The sequence below is a fragment of the Acidovorax delafieldii genome, from assembly GCF_007993815.1.
Classification (GTDB): domain Bacteria; phylum Pseudomonadota; class Gammaproteobacteria; order Burkholderiales; family Burkholderiaceae_C; genus Acidovorax; species Acidovorax delafieldii.
The window spans coordinates 1-19,649 of the sequence record NZ_VJWE01000002.1 but is presented as its reverse complement, the minus strand read 5'-3'; the positions used below and the strand labels follow the sequence as shown (position 1 = coordinate 19,649).

The 19,649-nt window shown below is 64.3% G+C and carries 22 protein-coding genes; 13 read left to right on the top strand and 9 right to left on the bottom strand.

Translation table 11 applies throughout. The features are described 5' to 3' along the window. Positions 1–17: 17 nt before the first annotated feature. The 8 genes from ssuC to ATF69_RS00990 form a co-directional block, all read right to left on the bottom strand. The gene (gene ssuC, locus ATF69_RS01015) at positions 18–884 is read right to left on the bottom strand and encodes an aliphatic sulfonate ABC transporter permease SsuC (protein WP_056067463.1); all 867 of its coding nucleotides are present in this window, start codon (positions 882–884) and stop codon (positions 18–20) included. Continuing rightward, positions 881–1,255: a VOC family protein gene (locus tag ATF69_RS01010; RefSeq protein ID WP_146869622.1), complete on the bottom strand. Its 375-nt coding sequence runs from the start codon at positions 1,253–1,255 to the stop codon at positions 881–883. Before ATF69_RS01010 ends, ssuC begins: the two co-directional genes overlap by 4 nt. 23 nt (positions 1,256–1,278) lie before the next feature. Then, a complete protein-coding gene (ssuD, locus tag ATF69_RS01005) occupies positions 1,279–2,442 on the bottom strand; it encodes an FMNH2-dependent alkanesulfonate monooxygenase (protein WP_146869621.1) in 1,164 nt (387 codons plus the stop codon). 46 nt (positions 2,443–2,488) lie between these two features. Then, entirely contained in the window at positions 2,489–2,617 is a 129-nt protein-coding gene (locus tag ATF69_RS23375) for a hypothetical protein (RefSeq protein ID WP_280178962.1), read from the bottom strand. Positions 2,618–2,670: 53 nt separating this feature from the next. After that, positions 2,671–3,642: a sulfonate ABC transporter substrate-binding protein gene (locus ATF69_RS01000; RefSeq protein ID WP_116749593.1), complete on the bottom strand. Its 972-nt coding sequence runs from the start codon at positions 3,640–3,642 to the stop codon at positions 2,671–2,673. A gap of 58 nt (positions 3,643–3,700) precedes the next feature. After that, the gene (locus ATF69_RS23075; protein ID WP_158641471.1) at positions 3,701–3,877 is read right to left on the bottom strand and encodes a hypothetical protein; all 177 of its coding nucleotides are present in this window, start codon (positions 3,875–3,877) and stop codon (positions 3,701–3,703) included. Positions 3,878–4,015: 138 nt separating this feature from the next. Beyond that, complete coding sequence (gene ssuE / locus ATF69_RS00995) at positions 4,016–4,606, bottom strand: NADPH-dependent FMN reductase (protein ID WP_146869620.1); 591 nt, start codon at positions 4,604–4,606, stop codon at positions 4,016–4,018. A gap of 177 nt (positions 4,607–4,783) precedes the next feature. Continuing rightward, entirely contained in the window at positions 4,784–5,806 is a 1,023-nt protein-coding gene (locus ATF69_RS00990) for a sulfate ABC transporter substrate-binding protein (protein ID WP_056744259.1), read from the bottom strand. Between the two features lie 162 nt (positions 5,807–5,968). On the opposite strand from ATF69_RS00990, the gene ATF69_RS00985 reads away from it, so the two are divergent. From ATF69_RS00985 to ATF69_RS00925, 13 genes are all read left to right on the top strand, one after another. Beyond that, positions 5,969–6,241 (top strand): oxidative damage protection protein, encoded by a 273-nt coding sequence (locus tag ATF69_RS00985; RefSeq protein WP_010461281.1) that lies wholly within the window; start codon positions 5,969–5,971, stop codon positions 6,239–6,241. A 287-nt stretch (positions 6,242–6,528) separates the two neighbouring features. After that, complete coding sequence (gene mnmC / locus ATF69_RS00980) at positions 6,529–8,490, top strand: bifunctional tRNA (5-methylaminomethyl-2-thiouridine)(34)-methyltransferase MnmC2/FAD-dependent 5-carboxymethylaminomethyl-2-thiouridine(34) oxidoreductase MnmC1 (protein WP_146869619.1); 1,962 nt, start codon at positions 6,529–6,531, stop codon at positions 8,488–8,490. Positions 8,491–8,626: 136 nt separating this feature from the next. Next, the gene (locus ATF69_RS00975; protein WP_146869618.1) at positions 8,627–9,430 is read left to right on the top strand and encodes a sulfite exporter TauE/SafE family protein; all 804 of its coding nucleotides are present in this window, start codon (positions 8,627–8,629) and stop codon (positions 9,428–9,430) included. 7 nt (positions 9,431–9,437) lie between these two features. Next, positions 9,438–11,222 (top strand): nitrite/sulfite reductase, encoded by a 1,785-nt coding sequence (locus ATF69_RS00970; protein ID WP_056067447.1) that lies wholly within the window; start codon positions 9,438–9,440, stop codon positions 11,220–11,222. 37 nt (positions 11,223–11,259) lie between these two features. Next, a complete protein-coding gene (locus tag ATF69_RS00965; protein WP_395458275.1) occupies positions 11,260–11,649 on the top strand; it encodes a DUF934 domain-containing protein in 390 nt (129 codons plus the stop codon). 49 nt (positions 11,650–11,698) lie between these two features. Next, positions 11,699–12,322 carry a phosphoadenosine phosphosulfate reductase domain-containing protein gene (locus ATF69_RS00960; protein ID WP_056067445.1) on the top strand — a complete coding sequence of 208 codons (624 nt, stop codon included), beginning with the start codon at positions 11,699–11,701 and terminating at the stop codon, positions 12,320–12,322. 14 nt (positions 12,323–12,336) lie between these two features. Next, entirely contained in the window at positions 12,337–13,290 is a 954-nt protein-coding gene (gene cysD, locus ATF69_RS00955) for a sulfate adenylyltransferase subunit CysD (RefSeq protein ID WP_099729969.1), read from the top strand. Continuing rightward, positions 13,290–14,660, top strand: a complete 1,371-nt coding sequence (locus tag ATF69_RS00950; protein ID WP_146869617.1) for a sulfate adenylyltransferase subunit 1 — start codon at positions 13,290–13,292, stop codon at positions 14,658–14,660. Before cysD ends, ATF69_RS00950 begins: the two co-directional genes overlap by 1 nt. Positions 14,661–14,774: 114 nt before the next feature. Further along, entirely contained in the window at positions 14,775–15,104 is a 330-nt protein-coding gene (gene fdxA, locus ATF69_RS00945; protein WP_055393870.1) for a ferredoxin FdxA, read from the top strand. A gap of 124 nt (positions 15,105–15,228) precedes the next feature. Further along, entirely contained in the window at positions 15,229–16,284 is a 1,056-nt protein-coding gene (locus ATF69_RS00940) for an NAD(P)/FAD-dependent oxidoreductase (protein ID WP_146869616.1), read from the top strand. A 124-nt stretch (positions 16,285–16,408) separates the two neighbouring features. Then, a complete protein-coding gene (locus ATF69_RS00935) occupies positions 16,409–16,768 on the top strand; it encodes a nuclear transport factor 2 family protein (RefSeq protein WP_108497445.1) in 360 nt (119 codons plus the stop codon). Between the two features lie 12 nt (positions 16,769–16,780). Continuing rightward, entirely contained in the window at positions 16,781–17,662 is an 882-nt protein-coding gene (locus ATF69_RS00930) for an AraC family transcriptional regulator (protein WP_146869615.1), read from the top strand. A gap of 181 nt (positions 17,663–17,843) precedes the next feature. Continuing rightward, entirely contained in the window at positions 17,844–18,275 is a 432-nt protein-coding gene (locus tag ATF69_RS00925) for a GNAT family N-acetyltransferase (RefSeq protein ID WP_056067433.1), read from the top strand. Between the two features lie 848 nt (positions 18,276–19,123). Here the strand turns inward: ATF69_RS00925 and ATF69_RS00920 are convergent. After that, on the bottom strand, positions 19,124–19,649 hold a 526-nt coding region (locus ATF69_RS00920; protein WP_342212234.1), incomplete at its 5' end, for a GNAT family N-acetyltransferase.

The following is a 19,649-nucleotide window of genomic DNA, read 5'->3' as shown; positions in this document are numbered from 1 at the left end:
AGTCAGGGCCCCGCAGCTCAAGCCGTCTGGTAGCCGGGGTGCCAGCGCAACCAGTAGCGCTCCAGCCCCTTGGCAAACACGTCAGCCAGCTTGCCCAGCAACGCGTACAGCAAGATGCCCACGAGCACGATGTCGGTTTGCAGGAACTCCCGCGCATTCATCGTGAGGTAGCCAATACCCGCCTGTGCCGAAATGGTCTCTGCCACGATGAGGATCACCCACATCAGGCCGAGCGAGAAGCGCAGTCCCACCAGGATGCTCGACAAGGCGCCGGGCAGAATGATCTGGCGGTACAGCTGCCAGCGCCCGAGGCCGTAGGTGCGGCCCATCTCAATCAAGCCCGGGTCCACATTGCGGATGCCGTGGAAGGTGTTGAGATAGATCGGGAAGAACACCGACACGCTGATGAGGAACAGCTTGGCCGACTCGTCGATGCCGAACCACAGGATCACCAGCGGAATCAGCGCTAGCGCAGGGATGTTGCGCACCATCTGGATGGTGGAGTCGAGCAGCGTCTCGAACAGCTTGACCGAGCCGGTGAGCAGACCCAGCAGCAATCCCAGCCCGCCCCCGATGGCCAGACCCGCCAGCGCCCGGCCTGCGCTGACCTTGACGTGGGTCCACAGCTCGCCGGACAGGGTCAACGTCCAGGCTGCCTTCACCACTTCCAGCGGTGCAGGCAACACGCGGGTGGAAAGCCAGCCCGAAGAAGAGGCGATCTGCCACAACACGATGAGCCCTACAGGCACGGCCCAGGGCAGCAGACGCTGCGCCACGTTGGCCACAAAGCGGACCAGCGACGCTGGGAGCAAAGGCCCTTCGAGCGGGAGATCGACGGAGTCCGCCACAGGCGATATCTGCAGCTCTCGGGTGGTCTGTGTCATGGTGTGATGTCCTGTTCGTTATCGGGCTCCAGGAACTCCAGCTGGTTACCCGCCGGGTCCTTGACGTAAAAGCGCAGGTAGCCGGGCAGCGCGCGGTTTTCCACCAGCGGCAGCTCGGCCTGCAGCAGGCGGTGGCGCAGCGCGGGCAGGTCCTGCACCTCAAAGGCCAGGTGCGACACCGCAGGCGCCGGTTGCCAGTGCTCCGTAGGCACCAGATCGATGCGCTGAGTGCCCGCGGCAAACCGCAGCGCGTTACCGGCCTGCAGGCGCACCTCCGGCAGACCCAGCAGGCTGGCGTAAAAGCGCCGGATGGGCGCCTCGGCCTCAGCCGGGAAGGCCAGTTGCACGTGGTTGATGGACTGGATGCTCATGGCATATCTCCTGCGGTGCCGATTCAGCTTTGCGACGCACGGGGCACAAAGTCATTGGCCACGGTCTCGCCAAACGGCCCCAGCGGGTTGCCGCCAGAGAGCTTCTCGCGCACACCCACGGGCAGCAACGGGAACACCAGCTCGGCAAACCGGTAAGCCTCTTCCAGGTGCGGGTAGCCCGAGAGCACAAAGGTGTCCAGCCCCAGCGCCGCGTATTCCTCGATGCGCGCCGCCACCGTTTCCGGGTCACCCACCAGCGCCGTGCCCGCACCACCACGCACCAGGCCCACACCAGCCCACAGGTTGGGGCTGATCTCCAGGTCGGCGCGGCTGCGCTTGACGCCACCCGCATGCAGCTGTGCCATGCGGCGCTGGCCTTCGGAATCCATGCGTGAGAACACCGCCTGGGCACGCGCCACGGTCACGTCGTCCACATGGCTGATGAGTTCTTCTGCAGCGGCCCAGGCCTGGTCTTCGGTTTCGCGCACGATGACGTGCAGGCGGATGCCAAACTTGACCGTGCGGCCCCGCTTTGCAGCGCGGGCGCGCACGTCGGCCACCTTCTTGGCCACTTCGGCGGGGGGTTCACCCCAGGTCAGGTAGGTCTCCACCTGCTCGGCCGCCAGGTCGTGGGCGGCGTCGGACGACCCACCGAAGTACACCGGCGGGTGCGGCTGCTGCAAGGGTGGAAACAGCAGCTTTGCGCCCTTCACCGTGAGGTGCTTGCCCTCGTAGTCGAGGCCTTCGCCCTGGTGGCTGCGCGTGAGGATTTCGCGCCAGATGCGGATGAACTCGGCCGACTGCTCGTAGCGCGTGGCGTGGTCCAGAAACACGCCGTCGCCCTCCAGCTCGGCCTGATCGCCCCCGGTCACCAAGTTGATGAGCAGTCGCCCGCCCGAGAGCCGGTCGAACGTGGCCGCCATGCGTGCAGCCAGTGCGGGCTGGTGCAGGCCGGGGCGCACAGCCACCAGGAACTTGAGCTTCTTGGTCACGGCAATCAGGCTGGACGCGACTACCCACGGGTCTTCGCAGGAGCGGCCGGTGGGGATCAGAACGCCCTCGTAGCCCAGGCTGTCGGCGGCAACCGCCACCTGCTGGAGGTAGTCATGGCTGAGCTGGCGTGCGCCTTTGGCAGTGCCAAGGTAGCGGCTGTCGCCGTGGGTGGGAATGAACCAGAAGATTTGCATGGGACAGGTCTTTTCAAAACGGGATCTCAGCGAGGTCCGAACGAAATCAGTAGGAGATGGCAAAGCCGAACTGGGGCGGGCGCAAGACCGCGCGCCGCTGCTGACCGTTCAGCCCCCAGGCGGTGGCCGTGACGCACAGAACGCGTCGCAGCTGGGCGTGCAACGGGAAAGGCATGGGCGCGGGCATGGGAAGCTCCTTGGAACGTGTTTGTGGTCTGGGTGGTGGGGTTACAGCAGATCGACCGGCGCAGCGTGCAGCAGGTTGAGCTTTTTGGGGATCAGCTTCAGGTCGAAGAAGGTGTCGGCAATGCCTTGCTGCTCGGCCAGGATCTCGCGCGTGACTGGGGCGGTGCCGAACTGCGCGCGGTTCAGGTACAGCTCGGTGATGGACTTGTCCAGCCCCAGCACGGCAGAGAGCTCTGCGGCTGCAGCCGCCTTGTTCTTGGACGCCCAGGTGTCAATCGCGTTGACCTCTTCGATCGCAATGCGCAACACATCGGTGTTCTTGGTCGCGAAGTCGCGCGAGGTGAAGTAATAGGCGCGGTTGTTGACCACACCCGTGGCGTCGGCCAGCAGGCGGGCATCAAGCGTCTTCTGGGCGGCAGCGAGGAACGGGTCCCAGATGATCCAGGCATCGACTGCGCCCTTTTCAAACGCGGCGCGCGCGTCGGCTGGGGCCAGGAAGACAGACTGCACGTCGCCGTATTTCAGGCCGTTCTTCTCCAGCAGCTTGACCAGGAAATACTGCACGTTGGAGCCCTTGTTGTAGGCCACGCGCTTGCCCTTGAGGTCGGCCACGCTGCGGATCGGGGAGTCCTTGGGCACGATCACGGCCTCCAGCGCGGGGCGCGGCACCGTGGCGCCAGCGTAGACCAGCGGCGCGCCAGCGGCCTGGGCGAAGATGGGCGGGGCTTCGCCCACGTCGCCAAAGTCGATGGAGCCGACGTTGAGCGCTTCCAGTTGCACGGGGCCGGCATTGAACTCGGTCCAGGTGACCTTCACGCCCAGCGGGGCCAGTCGCTTTTCGAGCGTGCCACGGCCCTTGAGGATGGAAAGCCAGCCTTTTTGGTGGCCCACGCGCAGCACGCGGCCGGGCGCAGTCGTTTGTGCAAGGGCCGGGGCCCCCGTGACGCCGAGAGCGGCGGCGGCCAGACCGGTGAGCAGCGCCTGGCGGCGATGAAGAGAGAAATGTGTCGTCATGGTGATGGTTTGTTTCTAGAAAAATGGGGCGGCAAAAAGAGGCCAAAACTGTGGGGATTCAGCCCGCGACAGGCACCACCGGCATGAGTAAGAAGGCACCGATGACCACGAGCGAGGCCACCACCAGCAAGGCAACACCCAGCCAGCGCAGGGCGTCGCGCAAACCCAGGGGACGGTCTTCGAGGACCGCTGGAGCCTGTGGCTGTGCGGACAGAGGGATTGCGTCACCGGACATGAACAGCACCTTTTTTTGTACAAGCAGGCAACAGCCCGCCCTGCCTGCGCTCAGCGGGCATTACCAGGAAAACAATGGAAAGGAGGAAGGCGGGCGGAGCGTGGGCACCTGCGGCCAGGGCCGCAGGTGCGTGGTCCGTCAGACGCTACATCGCACTTGCGAGAAATGCACGGGCGCGAACCGTGTGGCCTGGGCGGGCGATGGGCGAAGGGTTTCGGTGACCAGCACGTTCACCGCGTCATCCAGCCGGGCGGCAATGTCGGCCTGCACGTGGTAGGTGCCCTCGGGCGTCAGCGTGACCTGGGCGTCGGTGGCGTAGATGCCGGGCAGGATGCTCTTGGCACCCAGCGACTGCAGCACGGGGCGCAGCGCGTAGTCCAGCGCCAGCATGTGGTGCGGGCTGCCGCCCGTGGCCAGGGGCAGCACGGTCTTGCCCTTGAGTGCTGTCTGCGGCAACAAATCCAGAAACACTTTGAGCACGCCGCTGTACGCCGCCTTGTAGACCGGCGTAGCCACCACCAGCACGCTGGCATCTGCCACCTGGTCAATCGCCTTCACCACGGTGGGATGGCCAAAATCGGCCAGCAACAGCGCCTGGGGCGACAGGTCGCGGATATGGATGCGATCCACCAGCGCGCCGCGCACCGACAGGCGCTGGGCCACGGCGTCGAGCAAGGCGGCGGAGCGGGAGCGCTCTGAAGGGCTGCCAGCGATGAGCAAGGCGGACATGGTGTTGGTTCCTTTATTACTACTGTTTTGATAGCTACCAGCGCATGACGGACTAGCGCTTGAGCTTGTTTTTCTTATAAAAAGGACAAACAACGCCCCGCCCGGCCCGTTGGGACCAGGGTTCTTCCATGGTGGCTGGAGCATCACCCCAGCCACCTTCGGGGCGGTTGGGCCTGCTTACTTGCGCGTGTAGATCTGATCGAAACTCGCGTTGTCCGCAAAGTGGTCCTTGGCAGCCTTGTCCCAGCCACCGAACGCGTCGTTGATCGTGAACAGGTTCAGCTTGGGGAACTGCTTGGCGTACTTGGCCTTGGCCTTGTCAGAGACTGCGGGGCGGTAAAAATGTTTGCCCGCAATGTCCTGGCCTTCTTCGGTGTACAGGTACTGCAGATAGGCCTCGGCCACGGCACGCGTGCCCTTCTTGTCCACGTTCTTGTCCACCACCGACACAGCGGGCTCGGCCAGGATGGAGATCGAAGGGGCAATCACGTCGAACTTGGTGCCGAACTCTTTTTCGAGCAGGTAGGCCTCGTTCTCCCAAGCAATCAGCACGTCACCCTGGTTGCGCTGCGCAAAGGTGATGGTGGAGCCGCGTGCGCCGGTGTCGAGCACGGGCACGTTGCCGTACAGCTTGGCCACGAAGTCCTTGGCCTTGGCGTCGCCACCGTACTTGCGCTTGGCGAATTCCCACGCGGCCAGGTAGTTCCAGCGGGCGCCGCCCGAGGTCTTGGGGTTGGGCGTGATCACTTTCACATCGGGGCGCACCAGGTCGTCCCAGTCCTTGATGCCCTTGGGGTTGCCCTGGCGCACCACCAGCACGATGGTGGAGGTGTAGGGCGAGCTGTTGTGCGGCAGGCGCTTTTGCCAGTCTTTCGGGATCCAGCCTCCGTTGGTGTGCAGCGCATCGGTGTCGCCCGCCAGCGCCAGCGTGGCCACGTCGGCGTCCAGCCCGTCGATGATGGAGCGCGCCTGCTTGCCCGAGCCGCCGTGGCTTTGCTTGATGGTCACGTCCTGGCCGGTCTTGGCCTTCCAGTGCTTGGCAAACGCCTGGTTGAACTCCACGTACAGCTCGCGGGTCGGGTCGTACGACACATTGAGCAGCGTCACAGACTGTGCAAACGACGGCAATGCCGTCAGGGCCAAACTGCCCACCAGGGCGGCGGCGAAGGGAAACTTGATAAAGTCGCGGCGAAAGTTCATGGAAGGGCCTCTTTTTTGTGAATGTGTTGCGGTGCAAATCACCGATGGAACGCATTCTGGAAGGCCCTCTTCAAAACTGGAACTACTGAGATTTCAGTTCTTAATATCCAAATCATCTGAGCGAAGCTTTTTTTTTCGCTCGCCCCACACCAAGGACATCCCATGGCACGCACCGTTCAATGCATCAAGCTCGGCAAGGAAGCCGAAGGCCTCGACTTTCCGCCCTACCCCGGCGAACTGGGCAAACGCATCTGGGAAAGCGTGAGCAAGGAAGCCTGGGCCGGCTGGCTCAAGCACCAGACCATGCTGGTCAATGAAAACCGCCTGAACCTGGCCGATGCGCGCGCCCGCCAGTACCTGGCACGCCAGATGGAAAACCACTTTTTTGGTGGCGGCGCAGACGCCGCGGCGGGCTACGTCCCGCCCAGCGCGTAACGGAGCGACGCGAAGTGCAGCGCTGCAAAAAGTGGTTTCGCCAAAACCATTTCTTCGGCGGCGGCGCAGACGCCGCGGCGGGATACGTCCCGCCCAGTGCGTAACGTAGTGAAGCACTGCGAGAAATGATTTCGCCAATACCACTTCTTTGGCAGCGGCGCAGACGCTGCAGCGGGATATGTCCCGCCCGGCGCGTGACGCAGCGCAACGCACCCTGGAGCGGTTCGCGGTAAAAACCGCCTTCCCTTTCCAACAGGCCGGCGCCACGCCGGCCTTTTGCCGTCCACATGACTGAACCCATCGAGTGGCTGCCGGATGGCACCCCCTACAGCCCCCGCTTCGGCGACCGCTACCACAGCGAAAACGGCGGCCTCACCCAGGCCCGCCGCGTGTTTTTGCACGGCTGTGGCCTGCCCGAGGCCTGGGCGGGGCAGCCGCAGTGGCGCATTCTGGAGACCGGGTTTGGCTTTGGCCTGAACTTCCTGGTGACCTGGGCCGCCTGGCGCGCCGACCCGCAGCGCCCCACGCTGCTGCATTTCGTATCGACCGAAGCCTGGCCTGTGAGTGCAGCCGATCTGCTGCGTGCCACCTCGGTCCACCCTGAGCTGGCGCCGCTGGCTGAGGCATTGCAACGCCAGTGGTGGGGCCTGCTGCCGGGCGTGCACCGCCTGCGTTTTGATGAAGGCCGGGTGCTGCTCACCCTGTATGTGGGCGACACCCAGGCCATGCTGCGCCAGCAGAACCTGACGGTGGACTCCATCTACCTCGACGGCTTCAGCCCCCAGCGCAACCCCGAAAGCTGGGACCTGCACACGCTGAAAGCCGTGGCGCGCTCTTGCCGTCGCGGTACACAGCTCGCCACCTGGACCATCGCACGCGCCGTGCGCGATGCCCTGGCGCAATGTGGCTTTGAAGTGACCCGCGTGCCCGGCGTGCCGCCCAAGCGCGACAACCTGCACGCCACCTACAACCCACGCTGGGAGCCGCGCACCCCGCGCCAGCCCGGGGCGACACCGGAGCCGTCTCTGCCCGGCCCCTGCATCGTGATCGGCGGCGGCATTGCAGGCGCCGCCGCCGCCGCCAGTCTGGCCCGGCGCGGCTGGCAGGTCACCGTGCTGGACCAGGCCGCCGAGCCCGCCGCAGGCGCATCCGCCCTGCCCGCTGGCGTGTTTGCGCCCCATGTGTCGCCCGACGACAGTGTGCTGTCGCGCCTGTCGCGCAGCGGCATCCGCACCACGCTGGAGCAGGCCCGCTGGCTGCTGAACGAGGGGGTGGACTGGGCACATTGCGGCGTGCTGGAGCACCGCACCGACGGCAGCCCAGGTCTGTCGCCCGATTGGCCCCAAGGGCCGGGCGCCGCCTGGAGCGAGCCTGCGCCCCCCGCTGCCCTGGCTGCTGCCCAGTTACCGCCCGACGCAACCGCCTGCTGGCACCACCAGGCGGGCTGGGTGCGCCCGGCGCGCCTGGCCAAGGCCTTGCTGGGCCAACCTGGCATCCAATGGCGGGGAAATTGCGCGGTGGCCCAGCTGCGGCGCATGGAGACACCCGCCACGACGCACAGTCCGGACATCACCACGTGGCAAGTGATCGATGCCCACGGCCAGGTGCTGGCCGAGGCGCCCACCGTGGTCATTGCCGCAGGCGCCGGCAGCGCGGCGCTGCTGAACCATCGCTGGCCCCTGCAGCCGGTGCGCGGGCAGGTGTCGTGGGGCCAATATGCCGACACGGCAACGCCGCTGCGACCATCGATTCCGTTCCCAGCCAACGGCAATGGCAACCTGGTGCCCCGGTTCCCGCTGGGCGATCAAGCCGATGGCGATCAATGCTGGGTGATGGGCTCGACGTTCGAACGCGATGTGCAGGCCCTGCCGCCCAGCACAGCCGACATCCACACCGCCCATGCCACCAACTGGGCCAAGCTGCAGGGCCTGCTGCCCGGCATCGCGCCCCAGCTGGAGCCTTTGTTCACCCAGGCGCTGGCCGTGTCAGCGCCTCAGCCCGCCCCGGGCGAGTCCCCGGCTCTGCGCACCTGGGCCGCCGTGCGCTGCACCGCGCCCGACCGGCTGCCTCTCGTGGGCCCGGTGGACGCGGCCCACCTGCCGGGCCTGTGGGCCAGCACGGCCATGGGCGCACGGGGGTTGACACTGGCGCTGTTGTGCGGCGAACTGCTGGCCGCCCGAGTGCAGGGCGAGCCCCTGCCGCTGGATGCGCGGCTGGCCAAGGCGCTGGGCACCGAGCGCCTGCCGTAACACCCTCTCGGCAAGTGGGTGGCCGGCGGCGGCCACCCCGCCAGCCCGCGCCAAGCCTTGCTTATAAACAAATAAGCATATTGGCAGAGCAAAACAATAGTTTGCATCCATAAGAAGCCCCTCTACATTCGCCGCCATGCATGAATTGGCGTTTGTTTTTGCGGGCTTTGCCGTCGGGCTCATCGTTGGCCTGACCGGTGTGGGCGGCGGCTCGCTCATGACGCCGATCCTGATCTTCTTCTTTGGCATCAAGCCCCACATGGCGGTCGGCACCGACCTGCTGTTCGCGGCTTTCACCAAAATGGGCGGCACAGTGAGCCTGGCCCGCCAACGGCTGGTGCCCTGGAAAGTGGTGGGTCAGTTGTGCGCCGGCAGCATTCCGGCGGCGCTGCTGGCGCTGTGGGCGCTGAAAGTCCTGGGGCCCGCCAGCGGCACGGCACAGGCCATCATGACCACCACGCTGGGCTTTGCCCTGCTGCTCACGGCGGCGGCCACGCTCTACAAGGTGGTGGCGTTTTCTGCCCAGCGCCAGGTGGCCGAAGCCGCTGCCCGCAAAAGCCACACCGGAGACCCCACCCGCCCCCGCCACTGGAGCCTGCCCGTGTTGCTGGGCGCCGTGATCGGCACGCTGGTGACCTTTACCTCGGTGGGCGCGGGCGCCATCGGCGTCACGGTGCTGCTGCTGGTGTACCCCATGCTGCCGCTGCCGCGCATCATCGGTGCCGACATTGCCTACGCCGTGCCTTTGACCATGGTGGCAGGGTTGGGTCATGCGTCGCTGGGCTCGGTGGACTGGCCTTTGCTTGCACAATTGCTGGCTGGCTCGCTGCCGGGCATCTGGCTGGGCTCTCGCCTCGTCGCCCGTACTCCTGAGCGCCTGATTCGCTCCGCCTTGTCCATTCTGCTGGCCTGGGCAGGCTTCAAACTGATTCTGATCTGAGCCCCCTATGTACCAATACACCGCTTTCGACACCCAGTTCGTGAAACAGCGTGCCGCACAGTTCCGTGACCAGCTCACGCGCTGGCAGACGGGCAAGCTGAGCGAGGACGACTTCCGCCCCTTGCGCCTGCAAAACGGCTGGTATGTGCAGCGCTACGCGCCCATGCTGCGCGTGGCAGTGCCCTACGGCGAGATCGCCAGCCGCCAGCTGCGCGTGCTGGCGCAGATTGCCCGCGAATACGACGAGCCCGAAGCCGCCGTCTTCAAGGCCGCCATGGAAGGCCAGGGCAAGCTGGGCACCACGTTCCTGCCCACGCACTGCGCCCACTTCACCACCCGCACCAATGTGCAGTTCAACTGGATTCCGCTGTCCAAGAGCGCCGACGTGATGGACCTGCTCGCCAGCGTGAACCTTCACGGCATCCAGACCAGCGGCAACTGCATCCGCAACACCACCACCGACGCGCTGGCAGGCATCGCCGTGGACGAGATCGTGGACCCCCGCCCCTATGCGGAGCTGATCCGCCAGTGGTCCACGCTGCACCCCGAGTTCGCGTTCTTGCCCCGCAAGTTCAAGATCGCCATCACCGGCGCCAAGGACGACCGCGCGGCCACCGGCTGGCACGATGTGGGCCTGCACCTGGTCAAGAACGATGCAGGTGAGATCGGCTTCAAGGTGTTTGTGGGCGGTGGCATGGGACGCACGCCGGTGATCGGCACCGTGATTCGCGAGTTCCTGCCGTGGAACCAGATCATGAATTACATCGAGGCCATCGTGCGCGTGTACAACGAGCACGGCCGCCGCGACAACAAGTACAAGGCCCGCATCAAGATTCTGGTGAAGTCCGAAGGCCAGCAGTACATCGACGATGTAGAAGCCGAATACCGCCAGATTTTGGAGATCGACGGCGGCCCCCACACCATCCCGCAGGCCGAATTTGACCGCGTGGCCGCTTGCTTTGTGCCACCCAAGCTGGCCGACATTGCTGACGTGGCCCCTGCAGCCTTGCAGGCATCGCTGGACGCACAGGCGGCAGAGCATGTGATGTTTGGCCGCTGGCTCAAGCGCAATGTCCACGCCCACCAAAACGCTCAGCTGCGCGCGGTCACGCTGTCCTTCAAGCGCCCTGGTCAGTCGCCCGGCGACGCCACCAGCGACCAGCTGATCGCACTGGCCGACCTGGTGGACAAATACTCTGCTGGCGAAGCCCGCGTGACGCACGACCAGAACGTGCTGCTGCCTTGGGTGCACGCCAGCCGTCTGTTTGACCTGTGGCAAGAAGCCAAGGCCCTGGGCCTGGCCAGCGCCAACGTGCAGCTGCTGACCGACATGATCGCCTGCCCCGGCGGCGACTTCTGCGCACTGGCCAATGCCCGCTCGCTGCCGATTGCCGAGGCCATCACCCAGCGCTACCAGGATCTGGACGAGCTGGACGACATCGGCGAGATCGACCTGCACATCAGCGGCTGCATCAACAGCTGCGGCCACCACCACAGCGGCCATATCGGCATCCTGGGCGTCGATAAAGACGGCAAAGAGTGGTACCAGGTCACGCTGGGCGGCTCCGACGGCTCTGACCTGTCGGGCGCTGCCGTGGCCGGCAAGGTGATTGGCCCATCGTTCTCAGCGGCCGAAGTGCCGGATGTGATCGAGGCCGTGCTCGGCACCTACCGCGACCTGCGCGAAAGCGGCGAGACCTTCCAGAACACCGTGCGCCGCACTGGCCTCGACCCGTTCAAGGAAGCCGCCAAGCAGGCACGCCACAAAGAACCAGAAACCGCTGCCGCCTGAGCCCCGCAGCGCCGTACAGCACAGCCCCACAGACATGATGTTGAAACTAATCGCCGCCCAAGACCACCAGCCGCCTGCCGATGGCGACGCCCGCGCCGTGGCCCTGCCCAACGATGCCGATGCGCTGGCCCTGCCGCTCGATGGCGTGGACCGTGTGGATCTGCACTTCCCCAACTTCACCGATGGCCGCGCATTCAGCCAGGCTTTTTTGCTGCGCCGCCGCCGTGGCTTTACGGGCGAGATCCGCGCCACCGGCGATGTGTTGATCGATCAGCTGGTGCAGATGCAACGCACGGGCTTTTCCAGCGCCGTGCTGCGCGAGGGCGTGGACGCTGCCGATGCGCAGCGCCAGTTTGAACGCTTCCCTGGCTTCTACCAGGGCGACGCAGTGAACCCCCAACCCCTGTTTGCCGCCAAGGCTGCCTGACAGGCGCACTGCCCACGCGCCCGCTGCACCAACACACGAGTCCCTCACCATGAGCCAAATCGATCTCGCACGCATCAACGCCGACCTGGGCCGCAACGCGCCCGCCCTGGTGGAATGGGCCCTGGGCCTGGGCAAGACCAGCATCGTCACCACCAACTTCCGTCCCTTCGAAGCGGTGATCCTGCACATGGTCACGCAGGTGAATCCTGATGTGCCCGTGGTCTGGATGGACAACGGCTACAACACCGAAGCCACCTACCGCTTTGCCGACGAAGTGACCCAGCAGCTGGGGTTGAAGCTGAAGATCTACCTGCCCCTGCGCTCGCGCGCCCATCGCGAAGCGGTGGACGGCCCTACGCCCGCGCTGGACGACCCACGCCACGCTGCCTTCACCGAAGAGGTGAAACTGGAGCCTTTTGCCCGCGCCCTGCGCGAGACCGCGCCGCAAGTCTGGTTCACTGCGCTGCGCGCCACCGACACCGCCGTGCGCGCGCAGATGGACCCGGTGAGCATCAACCCCGACGGCCTCATCAAGGTCGCGCCGCTGCTGCACTGGTCGTCCAAAGACCTGCACGAGTACTGCGTGAAACACGGCCTGCCCAACAACTTCGACTACGTGGACCCCACCAAGGGGGAAGACAACCGCGAGTGTGGCCTGCACATTGCCCACTGACCCCAGGTCCGACCATGAACGCCCGCACCGACTCAGCGCTGCTTGAGAAAACCAACAACATGAGCTACCACCTCAACAACTCCCACCTGGACGCCCTGGAAGAAGAAACCATCTTCATCCTGCGCGAAGTCGCCGCCGCCTTCGAGCGCCCCGCCCTTCTGTTCTCGGGCGGCAAGGATTCGCTGGTCATGCTCAAGTGCGCCGAAAAGGCCTTTGGCGCGGGCCGCATCCCTTACCCGCTCTTGATGATCGACACGGGCCACAACTTCCCGGAAGTGACGGACTTCCGCGACTTCCGGGCGAAGGAGCTGGGCGCCGAACTCATCGTGCGCAGCGTGGAAGATTCGATGGCGCGCGGCACCGTGCGCCTGGCCCACCCCGGCGAGTCGCGCAACGTGCACCAGTCGGTCACGCTGCTCGAAGCGATTGAAGAGTTCCGCTTTGACGCCCTGATCGGCGGTGCCCGCCGCGACGAGGAAAAGGCGCGCGCCAAGGAGCGCATCTTCAGCCACCGCGACAGCTTCGGCCAATGGCAGCCCAAGGCCCAGCGCCCCGAGCTGTGGACCCTGTTCAACACCCGCCTGCAGCCCGGTGAACACTTCCGCGTGTTCCCCATCAGCAACTGGACCGAGCTGGACGTGTGGCAGTACATCGACCGCGAGCAGATCGGCCTGCCCAGCATCTACTACACGCACAAGCGCCAGGTGGTGGACAAGAAGGGCCTGCTGATGCCAGTGACCGAGCTGACCCCGCCGCGTGAGGGCGATGTGGTGGAAACGCGCGATGTGCGCTTCCGCACTGTGGGCGACATCACCTGCACCGCCCCCGTGGAAAGCACCGCAGCCACCCCGGCCGAGATCGTCATCGAGACCCTGGCCGCCGACGTGAGCGAGCGTGGCGCCACGCGCATGGACGACAAGACATCGGATGCTTCGATGGAGAAGCGCAAGAAGGACGGGTATTTCTGATGAATGCTATCAATTCAATAGCCACCAGCACAAACAACACTAGCGCTACCGGCCAAAACGACCATATTTCCGCCCTCAAGTTCATCACTTGCGGCTCCGTCGATGACGGCAAGAGCACGCTGATCGGCCGCCTGCTGGTGGACAGCAAGGCCGTGCTGCAAGACCACCTGGCCGGCGTTCAGCGCCAGGGTGAGACCGACCTGGCCCTGCTGACCGACGGCCTTTCCGCCGAGCGCGAGCAAGGCATCACCATCGACGTGGCCTACCGCTACTTCGCCACGGAAGAGCGCAAGTTCATCATTGGCGACGCGCCCGGCCACGAGCAGTACACCCGCAACATGGTGACGGCCGCCAGCAGCGCCGACGCCGCCGTGGTGCTGGTCGATGCGACCAAGCTCGACTGGAAGAACCCCGGCCTCGCATTGCTGCCGCAGACGCGCCGCCACAGCCTGCTGGCCCATCTGCTGCGCGTGCACTCGCTGGTGTTTGCCGTGAACAAGCTGGACGCGGTGGAAGACCCCGCACTGGCCTGGAAGCATATTCAAGGCGCACTGCAGGCCTTTGCCCAGGCGGCAGGCATCACCGTGCGAGCCATGGTGCCGGTCTCCGCCCTCAAGGGCTGGAACGTGGTGGACGCCCACGCAGGCTGGTGCGGCTATGACGGTCCTACCCTCTTGCAAGTCTTGGAAGAACTGCACAACACCCCGGCAGACACAGCACTGGCACCTGCCTTCCCGGTGCAGTGGGTCGAGAAGTTCTCGTCCTCGTCGGACACCAGCCAGGGCCGCCGCGTGTTCTGGGGCCGCGTGGCCGCCGGCAGTTTTGCGCCCGGCACGGCGGTGCAGATCTTCCCCAGCGGCCAGCTCGCCACGGTGGCCCAGGTGCTGGACCACGCCCGCCACCCCAAGGACGTACCCGCAGGCACCAGCGCGGGCATCATCCTGGACCGCGAGGTGGACGTATCTCGCGGCGACTGGATTTTGGCAGCGCCCACACCCGCTGCAGCCCCAGCCGATGACGACTTTGGCGACACGCCCGCCGCCACCCCGGCCTGGCCCGCCAGCCGCGAGCTGCGCACTACCGTCGCCTGGATGGACGACGAGCCGCTGGTTGCAGGCCGCGTGTATTGGGCGCTCCACGGCCACCGCTGGGTCAAGGCCAAGGTCAAGGCCGTGGTGCACAAGCTCAACATCAACACGCTGGCCGAAGAAGCCGCCACGCAGCTCGATCCCAATGCCATCGGCCATGTGGACCTGCTGCTGCAGGAGGCGATTCCCGCCGCAGCATTCAGCCAGGCCCGCGTGCTGGGCTCGCTGATTCTGGTGGACACCGCCAGCCACAAAACCGCTGGCGCCGTGCTCGTCAACTGATCCAGATCAGCGCCCCAAGCCCCAGTCACCCCATCGGGGTGAGGGACCCTGCAACCAAAGGTCGGTGAAAGCTTTTAAAATCGAGGGTTTTCACCGACCCACACAACTCCTGTCATGACCCACGTCGTTTCCGAAAACTGCATCAAGTGCAAGTACACCGATTGTGTGGACGTGTGCCCCGTGGACTGCTTCCGCGAAGGCCCGAACATGCTCGTCATCGACCCTGACGAATGCATCGACTGCGCCGTCTGCATCCCCGAGTGCCCGGCCAACGCCATCTTTGCCGAAGAAGACCTGCCGGCCGACCAGATCGCCTTCATCAAGCTCAACGCCGACCTGGCCTTTGCCGACGGCTGGAAGAGCATCACCAAGCGCAAGCCGGCGCTGCCCGACGCCGACGAATGGAATGGCAAGCCGGGCAAGGTCAACGAACTAGTCAAGTGACCCCCCTGAGTCGCTTCGCGCCATCCCCCAAGGGGGACGCCACCAGTGGCCTGGCAAAGCCAGTTCCACGGTGGCACAGGTCTTTGGCAGCGCCAGTTTCGGGCGCTGCGCGCGTGGCTTGAGCATGATTCAAGAAACCGACGCCGTCGTCATCGGCGCGGGTCCCGTGGGCCTGTTCCAGGTCTTCCAGCTGGGCCTGCAAGGCATCACCGCCCACCTGATCGACGCCCTGCCCCATGCGGGCGGCCAGTGCGTCGAGTTGTACGGCGACAAACCCATCTACGACATACCCGGCATCCCGGTGTGCACCGGGCGTGAGCTGGCGGGTCTGCTGCTGCAGCAGATTGCGCCGTTCAAGACCCAGTGGCACCTGAACACGCTGGTGTCCGCACTCACCGTGCAGGCCGATGGCCGCCTGCTGGTCGAAACCTCGCAAGGTGCGCAACTGCTGGCCCGCAGCGTGTTCATTGCCGCAGGTGTGGGCGCCTTTGTGCCGCGCACGCTCAAGGTGGACGGCATCGAGCGCTTTGTGGGCACCCAGGTCCACTATCAAAATCTGGCCGCGACTGTGGATGTGACCGGGCGCCACGTGGTCGTGCACGGCGGCGACGAGCCCGCCGTGGCCCGCGCCGTGGAACTGGTCGAGCAAGGCCAGACCGCACGCGTCAGCCTGCTGCACCGCCGCGACGTGTTCCAGGCGCCTGAAGCCCTGCTGCAACGCCTGCAGCAATTGCGCGATGCGGGCCGCATCCAGGTCGAGGCCGCACAGATCACCGGTATTGACACTGCGGGCGACCGCCTCACCGCACTGCATGTGGTGGATGCCGACGGCAGCACCCGCGCCCTGGCGCTGGACCTGCTGGTGGCCGTGCTGGGCATCTCGCCCCGCCTCGGGCCCATTGCGGACTGGGGTTTGGCCATGGACCGCAAACAACTGGTGGTGGACACGGAATCCTTCCGCACCAGCGTGCCCGGCATTTACGCCGTGGGCGACATCAACACCTACCCCGGCAAACGCAAGCTCATCCTGTGCGGCTTCCACGAAGCCACGCTGGCGGCCTTTGGTGCGGCCGAGGTGCTCAAGGGCGACAAGGTGGCGCTGCAGTACACCACCACCAGTCCGCGCCTGCACCAGCTGCTGGGCGTTGCACCGTTATCGGCGCCTTCTGCCACCGTGTAGTCCCGGCGGGCCAGGGCTCGTCACTTCGTGCCCAAACGACGGGCCCACAAAAAGCACAAAATGTCCAAAGGGCGCGCAGGCGCCCGGCACGATGGCGTCTCCATCCACCCACCAGGAGCACGCCATGAGCCAACCACCCCTTCAATCCATCTGGGACACCTACACCGCGTCGTGGAAGACCGATTCGGCCGCGGACCGCACAGCCCTTTTTACCCAATCCCTCGACCCCGCCTGCACCTACAACGACCCGCTGGCCACCGCCCAGGGCTGGGACCAATTGACGGCCTACATGGACAACTTTCACAGTCAGGTGCCCGGCGGGCATTTTGTGACCCACTATTTCGCCAGCCACAACCAGCAGAGCATCGCCAAATGGAACATGGTGGATGGCAGCGGACAGGTGATCGGAGAAGGCGTGAGCTACGGCCGGTACAACGACCAGAATCGCCTGGTTGCCATGACCGGTTTCTTTGAAACCCCTTGAACCGACACCACCGTGCTTTATCTCCGGCAAATCCAGGAGGGTATCGATTTCGTCGAGGCCCATCTCGAATCCGATATCCAGCTTTCCGAGGTGGCACGGGCTGCCGGGATGAGCCAGTGGCACTTCCAGCGGATCTTCAAGGCGCTGACCAACGAAACCCTCAAGACCTATATCCGGTCGCGCCGGTTCTCGCGGGCGCTGGAGCAGTTGACCCACACACGGCTGAGCGTGCTCGACATTGCGCTGGCGTCCGGGTACGAGACGCAGGAGAGCTTTACGCGCGCATTCAAGGATTGCTATCGGCTCACACCGTCGCAGTACCGCAAGATGGGCAACCGCTCGCTGTTCGTGCGCAAGATCCGCTTCGACGAAAGCTACCTCGCGCACATTCACCACAACATTTCGCTGGAACCCGACATCAAGGAGCAGCCTGCCATGCAGCTGGTCGGACTGCCCACGGACTACTACGGCATCGACTCCGAAAAGAACAATCTGGGGCAAAAACTGCCGCCCCTGTGGGCGAAGTTCCTGCCTCGGCTGGGCGAGATTGCGAACACCGTGCCCGGGGTCTGCTACGGCGTCGTAGCCCCAGCGGGGCCCCACACCGAAGAACTGCGCTACCTGGCCTGCATCGAAGTGCGGGGCCTCGGTGCGCTGCCACCAGGCATGGTGGCCATGGAAATCCCCGGATCGACCTATGCACGCTTCACCCACCGGGGCCCTGCGCAGAACGTCGATGTGACGGTGAACTACATCTATGCGAGCTGGCTGCTGTCGGCCGGCCCGTCGCACACCCTGGGGCCGGATCTGGAAATCTACGGCTCGCAATACCACCCGACGTCCAGCGACTCCGTAATGCACTACGCAATCCCGATTGCCCAGGGCAAGCGCTGACCCTCCCCCTCCAAGAGGACCGCGCTCCTTTGGGGCGCCATTGCTAAGGGCGTCGAACCGGCCTGCCGGAAGCGACTGAGAGAGTCCCTTTGAACCTGATTAAGATCATCCGGAGCCAGGGTCGGAACAGCAATCGAGCTGCCCGCGACCTACTGGCCAGAAGCGGACATTGGAGCCACAAATGCCACTCGAATGGAAACACTCTGCAGATGGAGTCGACTGGGAAGAACTTTCTGCCCTCTATCGGGCTGCACCACTAGGCGAGAAGCCGCCGCTTCATCTGCAGAAAGTCTTCTCAAACAGCATGTTCAAGTGTTTCGTCTACGAGAATGCGAAGCTCGTAGCGGTGGGACGCGCGCTCGCTGATGGTGGAGATTGCTCGTACATATGCGACGTTGCGGTATTGCCCAGCTATCAAGGCACAGGCCTCGGCAAACAAGTTGTCAGTGACCTGGTGGAAATGTCATCCGGTCACAAGAAAATCATCTTGTATGCGGTCCCTGGCAAAGAACCTTTCTACAGGAAATTCGGCTTCATGCGAATGAAGACGGCTATGGCTATCTTCAAGAATCAGCAGCAGCAGGTGGAGGGGGGCTACCTTAGTGAAAGCTAATCCTCAAATCAAGATGATGCGTACCGGCAAGTCGTCTGCTGCCGGGGGCCAAAGGACTGCAACGGGCCCGCTAGCGTCCTTCTGTGTGGGGCAGAATCCGGCCAAGAGCAGTCGGTTGGGGCAAATTAAAGACAAGGCCAGCAGTGACCTAAGCGAGCGCATGCTCTTGGAGCATCCGTGTCGACTTACATGTAAGACATCACGCCTCGGCCAGCGCGCTTCTGCTGGCATGCGCCAGCACAAGAACAAGGATGAACGGCAGCGAAAAGATCGGGGAGAGGAACATGAGTATCACTACAGCTGGCCAAAGCAGGAGCAGTAGGAAAAAAGAAGTCCACCTGACTAACACGTGCACGTCTGTGTGCCCCGTCCAGAGTCCTCTAGAAATTACCAAACTCAAGAACGCGAGGAGAGCTTCTAGTCCAGCCGGCCAGCCGAGATGCCCAAAGCCGCCTATCGAGTTGGCCTGAAAGGCAACTAGCCCAGCCATTGCGCAGGCCAACATTGCCCAGCCGATTGACAAATGCTTGCGGGCCGGTCTTGTCATAGTGTTCAACGTGATGCCTCCCACAACACCTGCGAGATAAACTGGATTTTGAGGGGTATTCTCAACTCTGACTCCCCCTGGAGTTGGCTTGCAGATTGAGCTTGCGGTCAGTGGCACCGTTCAAAAGCACAGGCATGAGTTTCCTACAAACCGGCAAGCATCAATTCAGCAAGCAATAGCTTGCCAATACGAAGGCTGCGAGCACTGCGATCGCGCGGTTTGGACTACTAGGCAGCGGGTGCTGAACGAACGGCAGCTTGGGGCAGTTTCGCCCAACGGCTGCTCAGGGCCCGAAGCGGCCTCAACGACGTAATCGTTCCATCGTGTCGCTTGACGCAGAAAAACCAAGCGCAGTAAAGAACTCACGCGCCCCATCCCACCCTGCTCGGAGAACCCAGGTGATCTGTGGGTCCGAGTCGACGATTCTTTTGACCAATGCCTTGCCAACACCTTGTCGACGATGTGGCTCAGCGACGACCACCATTGAGAGATAGCCATTAGACAATCCATCCGTGATGGCCCGCGCAAAACCGACAACTTTGCCCCCTTCGATTGCGACGCAACTGCGCTGTGAGGCCTCTACGATTCGTCGAAGGTACTCAACATCAGGAACTCGATGGGCCCATCCATTGGTGGACAGGACCTGATACACATCCTCAATGTCTCGGCTTTCCAGATCACGTACCTGCACTCTGTTTTTTCCCCATGTCAATGCCCGCTGCTGGCCGGAAAATGCCGTTGACAGAGGGTACATGCTGCCTGTGTTTAGGGTGCTGAACTGAATGGTCCCCAGCGCACGAATGTGTATCCCAAATATCCCGTACGCT